At 70.3% G+C, this 12,151-nt stretch carries 8 protein-coding genes; 2 read left to right on the top strand and 6 right to left on the bottom strand.

Annotation, left to right across the window (positions count from 1 at the left end; translation table 11 throughout):
• Positions 1 to 46 precede the first annotated feature (46 nt).
• The 6 genes from JJV70_RS06980 to JJV70_RS06955 all read right to left on the bottom strand — a co-directional run bounded on the left by JJV70_RS06980 (position 47) and on the right by JJV70_RS06955 (position 9,000).
• On the bottom strand, positions 47 to 934 hold the full coding sequence (locus tag JJV70_RS06980) for a helix-turn-helix transcriptional regulator (protein WP_219046858.1): 888 nt from the start codon (positions 932 to 934) through the stop codon (positions 47 to 49).
• 569 nt (positions 935 to 1,503) lie between these two features.
• Positions 1,504 to 2,352, bottom strand: coding sequence for a helix-turn-helix transcriptional regulator (locus JJV70_RS06975; protein WP_219046857.1), 849 nt, complete (start codon positions 2,350 to 2,352; stop codon positions 1,504 to 1,506).
• Between the two features lie 440 nt (positions 2,353 to 2,792).
• Complete coding sequence (locus JJV70_RS06970) at positions 2,793 to 4,340, bottom strand: LCP family protein (protein WP_257573538.1); 1,548 nt, start codon at positions 4,338 to 4,340, stop codon at positions 2,793 to 2,795.
• Positions 4,341 to 4,530: 190 nt separating this feature from the next.
• Entirely contained in the window at positions 4,531 to 6,405 is a 1,875-nt protein-coding gene (locus JJV70_RS06965) for an LCP family protein (protein WP_219046855.1), read from the bottom strand.
• Between the two features lie 187 nt (positions 6,406 to 6,592).
• Positions 6,593 to 7,993: an LCP family protein gene (locus JJV70_RS06960; protein ID WP_308294714.1), complete on the bottom strand. Its 1,401-nt coding sequence runs from the start codon at positions 7,991 to 7,993 to the stop codon at positions 6,593 to 6,595.
• 263 nt (positions 7,994 to 8,256) lie between these two features.
• A complete protein-coding gene (locus JJV70_RS06955; RefSeq protein WP_219046853.1) occupies positions 8,257 to 9,000 on the bottom strand; it encodes a TIGR03089 family protein in 744 nt (247 codons plus the stop codon).
• Positions 9,001 to 9,139: 139 nt separating this feature from the next.
• On the opposite strand from JJV70_RS06955, the gene JJV70_RS06950 reads away from it, so the two are divergent.
• Both JJV70_RS06950 and JJV70_RS06945 read left to right on the top strand, forming a co-directional pair.
• Positions 9,140 to 10,915, top strand: a complete 1,776-nt coding sequence (locus JJV70_RS06950) for an N-acetylmuramoyl-L-alanine amidase (RefSeq protein ID WP_219046852.1) — start codon at positions 9,140 to 9,142, stop codon at positions 10,913 to 10,915.
• A gap of 134 nt (positions 10,916 to 11,049) precedes the next feature.
• A complete protein-coding gene (locus JJV70_RS06945) occupies positions 11,050 to 12,135 on the top strand; it encodes a sugar phosphate nucleotidyltransferase (protein ID WP_219046851.1) in 1,086 nt (361 codons plus the stop codon).
• Positions 12,136 to 12,151 lie beyond the last annotated feature (16 nt).

The raw sequence follows: 12,151 nt of genomic DNA, 5'->3' as shown, positions 1-12,151 counted from the left end.
GCGTGGGCGCGGCAGAGCCACGAGATTGCACGTGATTGCACACGAATTACCGGAGTGCGTCTCGTGCCGCAGTGATCACGGCGCGGGCCTTCGCTCCGTAGACCGCCATGTCGGCCAGCCCTGCGAACATCTCGACGTAGGAAGCGATTTCGCTGGGTTGCGTGATGGTGAGGTAACCGGAGACCAACTCCACGTTGACCTGAGTCCCGTCGTAAATCCAGAAGTTCTCGACCGGAAGTCGGGGGCGTCCCTGGGACACGGGGACTACCCCCAGACTGACGTTCGGCAGGCGGCTCACCACGAGCAACTGATCCAATTGGCTCCGCTGTGTCTCCGCAGTGCTCAGCGTGTTCCGGAGAACCGGTTCCTCGATCAGGAAAGCAAAGCGGCGGTTTCCTTCGTACAGCACACGCTGGCGTTCCATGCGGGCCGCGACCGCGTCGGCTACATCATCCATCGAGACGCGCTGCCTCTGAATAGTGCGAAGCACGTCCTCTGTGTAGCCGTCGGTCTGAATGAGCCCTGGTATAGCCCATGAGGCGTAGGCACGAAACCGGTGCGTGCGTTCATACAGCGGGAGACGTTCGACCTGGGACCGTCGCAGACCGGCGCGCTCCGCGCGGCGCCACTCGATCCACATCCCCTCGACGGCACGCAGCGAGGCAACCAAGTCGTTCGTCTGGTCTTCCGCGTCGCACGCCTGGCACCACATCCGGATGTCGTCAACTGACGGTGATGTTTTCGCCGTCGAGATTCGCGATACCTTGGATGGGTGCCAGCCGCACCTATGCGCGAGCGTCTTGCCGTCCAGTCCGGCATCCGTGCAGATCTCACGAAGACGTTGAGCAAGTATCTTGCGAGCGGCTTGGGCGCTCGATGATCCTGCAGCGGATCGCTGGGCGCGGGACAGCGGTTCACGTGCCGGGGGCTGCATCGGCTGCGGCTCCGTCCTTTCGCGGGATGTGCTGAAGCATGACTGCAGGAAGCCGGATGATCGTCTCGTACTCCGGGACGTCCGAGGAGTGTCCAGGGACGTACCCGGTCTCCTGGCAGGCTTTCACTTCCTCCTCGGTCGCCCGGTACGACTGGATCAGCAGGTCTTCCGTCTCCTCGTGGAGTCAGATCCTCTGTGAGTCGTCCTTGCCGGTGCCGGGGATGATCCCGAGAAACTTGTAGGCCATGGCTGCTCCCGGTGTCGATGCGATTGCACTCACTTGCGGAAGCGTCACCCTCAGGGTGACAGCGGTCCAGGGAGCAGCGGAGGCGTGAAGGGGCGCACTGTCGGCGCATAGAGTTCAGTGCTGCCCCTCATGTCGCGAGCCATGGACTTCGGGGCGTGGTATAGGGCGGTCTGTGGAGCTGGAGCTGTACGTTCTACCTTCATGAGCCGAATACGGCTCTCCAGGGTGCCTCCACTTCATGTCTCCCCTTCAGCTCCTGAAACGCGGTGGCTACGCCTTCTGCACAGCGAAATCTATGATCTTGCACAAGCTTGCCCGTGCGTTACCCGAGTGAGTTGATAGCTTCTGAGATCAAGGTTCGCGCCGCAGTACCGTAAACGGCGATATGCGAAAGCTCGGAGAAAGCCTTCGCATAGGTGGCGACTTCGCTCGGCGCTGTTACGTTCACGGCGGCCGTCAGCGTCTCAACGCTCACTTGTCGGGCGTCAAACAGATAGAACGCTTCGAGCGGCCAGACGCGACGTGGTGCGGTGAAGGGAATAACCCCTAGGCTGACATTGGGAAGTGAGATGACCGTCAGCAGATATCCCAGTTGACCTGCCAAGGCTTCATCATCCGCGATCCGGTACCGGAGAACGGTCTCCTCCAGCAGAAAAGCGAACCTATGGTCCCCCTCGTGCAGAACGCGTGATCGTGCACGTCTCGATGCTGCGGCGTTGGCGGAGTCGTCAGGTGTGCCCTGAAAGGTTGCGATAGCGGAGAGAAGCCCGGCAGCGTAGGGCTCGGTCTGAAGAATGCCCGGCATGACGTTTGAGCAGTAGATGCGGAACCGCCGTGTCTTCTGGTAGAGAGGAACGACTTCCTCTTGTGCCCTGCGCATTCCGTGCCGGTGCAGCTTCTTCCAGTGCACGTACATCTGATCGGCCTGACGATTCGCCGCGACCAGATCCTCGGTTTGCTCCTCGAACCCTGTGGCCCGGCACCAGGCTCGGATATCGGAGGCGGATGGGGGCGTCTTGGCGCGCTCGATGCGAGATGACTTCGCAGGGCTCCACCCGCACCGAAGAGCCAACTCGTGTCCGGTGAGTTCCGCCTCCCTACGCAACTCCGCCAGCCGGGCCGCAATAATCTCACGCGCTTCTTGAGCGCTGGACGAGGAAGATGGGGACATGAGTTGGCTGTCTCCGTCATTTATTCACTGGGTCGGACCGACTGCTGCGCGTGCGGAATGCGGAGTTTCCAGACGGGGGCCTGTTCTTCTGTACCTGCATCAATCATGGTGCCATGACTGGCTCCGGGCGCCGAGTGGCTTACGCCAACTTGCACCAGAGTGGCGGCATTGGCTGCCGTCGCCATGTGAATCGGCGCGGTGCGTGCTGGGCCTAGCGGGTAGGACGCAGAGCGAGCGAGCACGGCTGAGCGGCGTTGCCTTCCGGAGACTGCCGCCTTTCCCGGGGGTCAGGGGAAGCTGTCGTGCTGCACTGACGCGGGCGGGACGTTCTGAGCGGGCGCTCACCAGAGTCGTCCAACGGCAGCGTTGCGAGGCTGGTTTGTTCGTCGCGCGAGGCTGGGCGGGCGTGCGGTGCGGTGCACCAACCCGGGCCGTGTGGGTTACCAGGTGGCGGAGGGGTTGACGGTCATGCAGGCGTTGGTGTCCTTGCCGTTGAGGCCGTCGAGGGATTCCGGGGGCTGGGTGTCGTCCGGTGGGGTTGTCTCGTCCTCGGCGGGGGTGTCGGTCGCGGGGTAGGTCGCGCCCTCGCGCCAGTCGGCGCCGATGACCAGGGTCAGGCCGGTTGCCCCGGCGGAGTGCTGTACGGCGCGTTCCGGCAGGCCGAGTGCGTCGGCCACCGCGCGGACGGCGTCGCGGTCGGCCGTATCGCCGTAGGTGAGCACCGTGTCCCACTGCGAGCGGGGCTCGGTGCCTGCGGCGGCCTGGGTGAAGCCTGCCTCCCGCAAGCTGTCCGCGATGGTCGAGGCCCGGCCGCTGACCGCTGTCTGGGCCGCTGTCCCGGTGCCGTTGAGCACGCGCACGGCGATCGTCGCCGCGTCGGTGTCCGTGGGTTCCTGGGTCGGCGTCGGCTCGGGGGAGGGCTTCTCGTCCTGGCCGTCCAGCGCGATGTCGTGGCGGATCATCGAGAAGACCTCCTGCGCGTCGCCCTCCTTGGGCAGCACGTAGGTGCCGCCGGGGGAGTAGACCCACGGGATGGTGGCCATGGTGATGCGGCCGGTCGGCACCTGCCGAAGCTCGGTGGCCAGGTCGTAGAGCTTGCCGACGGAGCCCAGGCCCTCGTCCACGGTGAGGGCCTTCGTCGCCTCCTCGGCGAGCCTGCGCAGCTGGCCCGGGTTGCTGAGCTTGGTGCCCGCCTTCAGCTGCCGGACCATCGCGTTCATGTACATGTGCTGCGCCTTGGCCCGGCCCAGGTCGCTGCCGTCCTCGAAGCCGTGCCGGGTGCGCAGCCACTGCAACGCCTGTTCGCCCCGGATCACCGTCTCGCCCGCTTCGAGCCGCAGGCCGGACTTGGGATCGTGGACGTTGTCGTCCACACACACGGGGACGCCGCCGACCGCGTCGGCCATCGACACCACTCCGGCGAAGTCCACCATGACGAAGTGGTCCACCGGAATCCCGGTCAGCTCCTCCCAGGTGGCCACCGTGCAGCCCGGACCGCCGTTTTGCAGACTGGTGTTGATCTTGTTGACGCGCTCCTGGTAGACGGTGCCGTCGTGCGGGTCGGTGCAGGTGGGGATGGTGACCTTGGTGTCACGCGGTATGGACAGCACGGACATGCTGCTGCGGTCGGCGGACAGGTGCAGGAGCATCTGCACGTCCGCGAGCGGTGGGCGCCCCTGGTCGGGGCGGGAGCCGCCCAGGCGCAGGTTCTCGGCGGAGTTCCGGCTGTCGGAGCCCAGGAGCAGGATATTGAGCGGCGTCTGTCCAGCGGCGTTGGGCTTGGGGCCGTCGAGCTTGTTGTCGCCCAGGTGCAGGGCGTCGTCCCGGATGTTGTCGTTGAGACCGTCGATGTAGAGGTATCCGGCGCCGGCCGTGCCGAGTATCAGCACCGAGACGGTCAGCGCCGCCCAGCGCAGGACGCGCCGCTTGCGCGGGCGCCGGGGGCCGCCGGACGCGGAACTCGCGCCGCCACCGCCGGCAGCGGCCATCCCGGAATTCCCGGACGCTCCATCGGCCCCGGACGCCCCGGCTGCGGGTCCGTCGGGGGTGCCCCGGGCTCCCGCGCGCTGCCGGGGCATGCCCGTTCCGGTTCCGTGCTGTCGGGGCGCGCCGGTGCTGCCGACGGTGTCCCCCTTCACCGGTCGCACCGGTTATCCCCCTCGTCCTGCCGGACGTGCGTCACTGGGCGCACACGTCCTGGTCACCGCCGTTGATCTTCTGGACGCCCTCGGGCGTGTTGTCCGGCGCCTCCAGCGGCGTCCCGGCGGAGGTGAAGTCGGCACCGAGGACGAGCGTCATCGGCACCCCCTCGCCTCCGGCCTGCGCGTCCTCCTTCAGCGCCGCCTTCGGCAGGCCCATCAGCCCGGCGAGTGTCGCCGCCTGCCCGGCCTGGTCGGGCCCGTAGGTGAGCCGGGTGTGCTCCTGCTTCGCGCTGGCGTTGCCCGCGTTGGTGGACAGCGGCACGCCCTGCTCGTTCTGGAGCCAGTTCACGGTCTGCTGGGCGGCGCCGATGGGGCCGCCGCCGTTGAACACGTCCACCCGCACCTGCTCGGCCGGTGCCTTGGGGACGGACGGGCCGTCGTCCTTCTTCTTCTTGTCCTTCTTGGTGGCGGCCAGCGACTTGTCCGCCTTGACCATCTCGAACAGGGGTCGCGCCTTGGCCTCGTCCAGCACGACGGTGGCGGCGACCGCCTCGGCGGGGTTGTCCAGCACCGGGACGGTGGCGAAGGTGATGTTCTTCGGGTTGACCTGGGACAGGTCGCGGGCGAGACCGGAGAGCGCCTGTACGTCGCCGATGCCGGTATCCACGGTGAGCGCCTCGGTCGCCGCCGTCGCGACGCTGTAGAGCTTGCCCGGGTCGGTGAGGGTCTCGCTGGACTTCAGCTTGCGGAACATCGAGCTGAGGAACTGCTGTTGGAGCTCGATGCGGCTCAGGTCGCTGCCCAGGCCGACGCTGTTGCGGGTGCGGACGAACGCGAGTGCCTGCTCGCCCTCGATAACGTGCCGTCCGGCGTCCAGCTTCAGATGGGACTTGGGGTCGTCGATGTCCTTGGCGACGCACACCTCGACGCCGCCCACCGCCGTGGACAGCGTCTTGACGGCGTTGAAGTCGGCCATCATGAAATGGTTGATCTTGATCCCGCTGAGCTCCTGCACCGTCTTCCAGGTGCAGCCGGGGTCCCGGCCGTTCTGGCCCAGGCTCTCGTTGAACCGCACGCCCCGCTGGCCGGGAATGGCCTCCGTGGAACCGTCGGGCTGCTTCGTCTCGCAGTCCGGGATGTCCACGATCATGTCACGCGGGAAGCTCAGCACGGACGCGTTCGAGCGGTCCTTGGAGACGTGCAGGAGCAGCGTGGTGTCCGCGTGGCCGACGCTTTCGGCGTCGCCGTAGCCGGTGTTGCCCTCACCGGTGCGCGCGTCGGTGCCGATGAGCAGGATGTTCACCGGCTTGCCCGACGTGGCGGGGTTGTCGAAGCCGACGTCCACCTTGTCGATGTTGTCGTTGAGGTCGGAGATGATGACGTAGGCGGTCGTGCAGCCGCCGAGCACCAGCAGGGCCAGCGCGCCGCCGCCCCAGCGCAGCGCCTTCTTCTTCCCGGACGGCTTCGGCTTCGGCTTGCGCCGGCTGTGCGGCGAACCGGGGCCGGACGGGTCGGCGGCGCGGCGCGAGCGCTGTCCGGGGACCCGGCGCTCGGGGTCACGGGGTTCGGCGGTGACCCGGCGGCGTCCGGTGCCGGTGCCAGCGGCGTTCGCGGCGGCTCCGGTGCGTCCTGCGGAGCCCGCGCGTCCGGTCGAGCCCGGGCGTCCCGCGGAACCGGTGCCCGACGCGGTGCGGGCGGCGCCGCCCGCGGCCCGTTCGGCGGCCGGGCGCCCGGCGGTGTCGCCGCTGCGCTGGCGGGGCGGGTGCGGGGTGGCCGAGGCGCTGCTCGCGCCGCCCGTCGCGGAATCAGCGGCACCGGGCAGTCTCAGTTCGTAGCTGCCGGTCCGGGGGTTGAACACCCACTGATCCGCGGGGTCGATGTCCCCGGCGTGCCCACGGCCTTGCGCGTCCACGTCGCGTGCGTCCTCCGTTGTGCCGGTCGCGCTTCTCTCCTTGGAGCGCTCCGGTGGTCGGGGCGGTCGGTCGAGCGCACACACTATCCGCCCCGTTCGGGGACAAGCCATGCCGGTGGTCAACAATCCCGGGCAAAAATCCGGCATTTCTCGGCAATTCCGGACGCGGGGTGGGGTGTCGCCTCCGTCACCCACAACTGCCCTCGGCGCCTGTGGAGCCCCGGTAGGTGGGGGAGGGTGCGGGCTCCTCGCCGCGCCCCGTGCCGTCCTGACCGGCGTCGCTCCTCTCCTCGTCCCCGCCGGCGCCGTCCCGTCCGGCCTCCCGCTCGTTGCCGACCTCCACGGGGCGGTCCGCGCGCAACAGCGTGAACAGCCGTTCCGCCTCCGGCTGCGTCAACTCGTCGCGGTTGGGGTTCTGACTGTAGGGCTGGCGCGGCACGGTGAGGAAGGAGACGCCCTCTTCCGGCATATCCCGGACGCTGCGCACCAGGTCGTACAGCTCGGCCAGCGAGTTCAGGCCCGGGTCGGCGGTGACCGCCGAGGTGGCCGCGTCGAGTACCGGGTAGAGCTTCGCCGGGTTCATCAGCACGCCGTTGCCGCGCACCTTCTGGAACAGCGACGCCAGGAACTCCTGCTGCCGCGTCATGCGCTGGGTGTCGCTGCCGTTGCCGAGCGTGTACCGGGCGCGCACGTAGCCGAGCGCCTCCGCGCCGTTCAGCGTCTGCCGGCCGGCCGGCAGCTTCAGCCGGGCATCCCGGTCGTGGACGGGCTCGGGCAGGCACACCTCCACACCGCCGACCGCGTTGACGATCTTCTTGAATCCCGTGAAGTCGATCACCATGTGGTGGTCTACGCGGATGTCCGTCAGCTCCTCCACCGCGCGGATCGTGCACGCGGCGCCGCCGAACTGGTAGGCCCAGTTGAACTGGGCGAACTGTTCGTCCTTGCGCGCGCCGTCGCGTGCGGTGCAGGCCGGGATGGTGACCATCAGGTCGCGCGGTATCGACACCGCCGTCGCGCTCTCCCGGTCGGCCGCCAGGTGCAGCAGGATCGTGGTGTCCGAGCGGGCGGTGCCGCTGTCCTCGCCGTACGCGGTGTTGCTGCCGCGCCGGCTGTCGGAGCCGACGATGAGGATGTTCTTCGCCTCGTGGTCAGCTGGCTCCGGGCGCTCCTCCTCGTACTCCTCCAGGATGCGGGCGGTGTCGTTGTCGGTGGTGATGTTGTCCTCCAGCGTGGCGTAGAGCGCCCAGCCGACCCCGGCCGAGGCCAGCACCACCGCCGCCGCGCCCAGCGCTCCCCACTTCAGCCACCGGCGCCGCTTCGCCGCCCGCCCGGCGGTGGCCGTGCCGTCGGCGCCGCGCTCCGGGCCGCCGTGTTCCGGGCCGCCGTGACCCGGGCCGCTGTGCTCCGGGCCGCTGTCGTCCGGGCTGCGATCTTCCGGGCTGTCGCCTGGGCCATCGTCCGGGTTGCTGTCGTCCCGGTCGTCGCTGTCCGGGCCGTCGCCGGACGCCGGGCGTTCGGAGGTGTTCGGGCGGGGGGTGCGCTCCGGCCCGTCCTCCGGGGTTCCCTCGGCATCGGCGTTGGTCACAACGTCCATCCCTCACGCTCGGCGGCTGGCCGAATTCGTACGCACGTATGTACGTACGAACTGGCTGCCCAGGCAGACGCCCGAGGGCCGCACGAGGTTGCACGACGGCCCCAGCCGACGGTCGCGGACAGTTCCTTCGCCCAGTGTGAACCCAGGGCTGGACCCCGACCACCGCCCCGGTGGGCCTGTGGGCCAACCGGGTGACGCGCCACCCCGTTCCCTCCGCCCCCCGTCGGCCGCCCGGGTGGCGGACGGGACCGGTGTCACAGCGACGTGTGCGTGACCCGCTCCGACGCCTGCCGGGCTTCCAGCGCCACCTGGTCGAGGTTGCGGCACAGCACGACGGAACCGCCTACGGCCAGCGGCGCCAACAGCCCGTGCGACAGGCCCGCCCAGTCGCCGTATCCGCGCGCGGACAGCAGCCGGGAGCCCGGGGCGAGGCCCAGCTCCGCCGCGTCGGCCCGGGCCCGTTCCACCACCTCCGCACCGGTCAGCTCCGTGCCGTCCACCACGAGGGCGACGTCGTGTGGGGCGGGCGGCGCGTAGGCGGCGAAGTGGTCGCCCTGGCCCGGCACCTCCACCGCGTAGTCCACGAACCCCTCGGGTGGCTGGGGGAAGCGCCCGCCCAGGGGGCGCAGGCTCAGCGCCACACGCTCCCCGGGGCACGCGCGCGCCTCGTCCAGCGTGTCGGGCCCGGCGACGACGAGGTCCGATCCGGCCGGGTCGCCGCCGGGTACCGCGACGGCGCCGACCGAGGCACAGGCCAGCAGCCACACCGCCGTCTGCCAGTGCGCCGGAAGCAGCAGCGCCACCCGGTCGCCGGGTTCGGCGGACAGCTCGTCCTGGAGCAGATTGGCGGTCTTGGCCACCCAATTGGCCAGGGTCGCGACGGAGAGTTCGACGCGCTCCCCGGTGGCGTCGTCGTAGAAGGTCACCAGCGGGCGGGCCGCGTCTTCGGTGAGGGCGGATCTCAGCAGGTCGGCGGGGGTGCGGTCGGTGTCGGTCATGCGCGCCAGGGTACGGCTCGCCTGCTCTGGCCGGGCGTCAGCCTGTCAGCCGTGTGAGGGATGTTGACATGGTGTCAGGGCAAAAGAGCGTCATGTTATGAATAGACAGTTGTGACGGTATATGTCCATTATCGTCACTATGCGTGCACTTCTCTCGTCCTCGATCGGAGTGGTCTGCTCGGCCGCACTCCTCGTCCCCCTCGCCTCCACCGCCGCCGCCGTCAACGAGCCCCGGCAGCCCCCGGGGACGCAGGCAGCCCAGCGCCCGGCGGACACCCGCTCGCTCCCCCTCACCCCCCTCGACCCGGGCGCGACCGCTGACCGCGCGGGCGGGGCGGCCACCGAGCTGGCGGGCGCGAAAGCGGGCCTCACCCGGCGGACCGTCGAACCGTTCTCCCTGCTCGGCATGGTCTGGGAGAACCCGGAACAGAGTCTGCACGGGCACCCTCAGGTGCGCACCCGGGACGCCGCAACCGGAGCCTGGTCCGACTGGCAGGACCTGTCCACCCACACGGACGACGCCCCGGACCCGGGCTCCGCCGAGCGCCGTACGGGCGACGTGAAGGGCAGCACCGCCCCGCTGTGGGTCGGCCCCTCGGACGGGGTCGCGGTGCGGGTGCTGCCCTCGGACGCACCCGGCGCGGAGCACGGCACCGGCCACGACACGCACCACGGCGCGCACCACGACACTCACCACGGCACGGACACGGCGAGCGCGGAGCTTCCGGCCGGGCTGCGGCTGGAGCTCGTGGACCCCGGCACCGGACCCGGCGCCCCGGCGCCGGGCGAGGAAGCGACCACACCAAAGCTGCGGGAAGGCGACTACCTCCCCCCGCAGAGCCCACAGAGCCCGCAGAACGCCGAAGCCGGGACGACGGACGCGGACGCCGGGACGACGGACGCGGACGCCGGGACGACGGACGCGGACGCCGGGACGACGGACGCCGAAGCCGGGACGACGGACGCGGAGGCCGGGACGGGCGACGCCGCCCCCGTGGAGCTGGACCCGGCCCCCACCGCCTCGAACGCCGCCCCCACCGCGCCGGAAGTGACCGCCTCAGCCGGAGGCATCCCCGAGGCCGCCCCCCAGCAGTCCGCCAGCCAGGCGGACACCGGCACCGGCCCCGGCTCCCAGGCCACCGCCGTGCCCGACCGCTCGCTCGCACCGCCCGCCGAGCCCGCCCCCGGCGTCGCCCGCGAGCTGCTGGAGGCCCGCCTGGCCGGACTCGGCTCGCTCTCCCCCGTCCTCGCCGAGGGCTGGCTCTCCAGCCTCCCCGAGGACGCCAGCGGGGCTGAGGAGGCGATGGACAACGTCGGCCCCCGGCCCGGCATCGTCACCCGGCGCGGGTGGGGCGCGGACGAGAGTCTGCGAGAGAGCCAGTACCTCTACACCCGCACGGTGAAGGCCGCCTTCGTGCACCACACCGCGATGAGCAACGGCTACGCCTGCTCCGAGGCTCCGGCGGTGATCCGCAGCATCTACCGGTACCACGTGAAAAGCCTGGGCTGGCGCGACGTCGGCTACAACTTCTTCGTGGACAAGTGCGGCAAGATCTACGAGGGCCGGGCTGGCGGGGTCCGGCGGGCGGTGATGGGCGCCCACACGTACGGCTTCAACTCCAACACCACCGGCGTCGCCGTGCTGGGCAGCTACGGCGCGGTCGCCCCGTCGAAGGCGGCGCGGGAGGGCGTGGCCAAGCTGCTGGGCTGGAAACTGGGCATCCACCGGGCGCCGCACCCGAACGGCAGCGTCACCCTGACCTCGGGTGGCGGCAAGTACCCCAAGGGCCGCAGGGTCACGCTGAAGACGATCTCCGGCCACCGGGACGGTTTCAACACCGCCTGCCCCGGCGACAAGCTCTACGCCGCGCTCCCCTCCATCCGCGCCCTCGCCGCCCGCCTCCAGGGCCGCTGACGTGTGCTGACGTGCGACAATGGCCCCGGATTTCGCCGTCCGGGGTCCCCGTCGTCCGCGCCGCCGCCTACACTGGCCGCCGTTCCAACCCGGCAGTAACGTTCAGGCGCCCCCCGGCAGGAAGCAGGACGACGGTGACAGAAGCGATCCTCCTCGTCGGAGGCAAGGGGACCAGACTGCGCCCCCTGACCGTACGCACCCCCAAACCGATGATCCCGGCGGCGGGCGTGCCCTTCCTCACCCACCAGCTCGCCCGGGCGCGGGCGGCCGGGGTGGAGCACATCGTGTTCGCCACCTCCTACCTGGCCGAGGTGTTCGAGCCCTACTTCGGCGACGGCTCCGCGTTCGGCCTGCACCTGGAGTACGTCACCGAGGAGGAGCCACTGGGCACCGGCGGCGCGATACGCAACGTGGCCTCCCGCCTGCACTCCGCCCCGGGTGACCCGGTGCTCGTCTTCAACGGCGACATCCTCACCGGCCTGGACATCGGCGCGCTGGTGGACACCCACCGCACCAGTGGCGCGGACGTCTCCCTGCACCTGAGCCGGGTCGAGGACCCGCGCGCGTTCGGGCTCGTCCCCACCGACGCCACCGGCCGCGTCACCGCCTTCCTGGAGAAGCCGCAGACGCCGGAGGAGATCGTCACCGACCAGATCAACGCCGGGGCCTACGTCTTCACCCGCTCGGTCATCGACACCATCCCCGGCGACCGTCCCGTCTCCGTCGAACGCGAGACCTTCCCCGGTCTGCTGGCGGCCGGGGCCCACCTGCAGGGCATGGTGGACTCCACCTACTGGCTGGACCTGGGCACCCCGCACGCCTTCGTGCGCGGCTCCGCCGACCTGGTGCTGGGCCGCGCCCCCTCGCCCGCCGTGCCCGGGCGGCGCGGGGAACACCTGGTCATCGACGGTGCACGGGTGGCCCCGGACGCCAAGCTCACCGGCGGCACGACGGTGGGCGCCGGGGCCGAGGTCGGCGCGGGCGCCCGGGTGGAGGGCAGCACGCTGCTGGACGGCGCCGTCATCGAACCCGGTGCCGTGGTGCGTGACTCGCTGGTCGGCGCCGGAGCCCGCGTCGGCGCCCGCAGCGTGCTGGACGGCGCGTTCATCGGTGACGGCGCCACCGTCGGCGCGGACAACGAGCTGCGCGAGGGCATCCGCGTCTGGTGCGACGCCCGCATCCCGGCCGCCTCCGTCCGCTTCTCCGCCGACTGCGCCTGACCGGCGTACGCCAAGG

It is taken from the genome of Streptomyces sp. JJ66 (assembly GCF_019303495.1).
GTDB lineage: Bacteria > Actinomycetota > Actinomycetes > Streptomycetales > Streptomycetaceae > Streptomyces.
The sequence above is the reverse complement of the archived record's forward strand: the minus strand, read 5'-3'. Positions and strand labels throughout refer to the sequence as shown.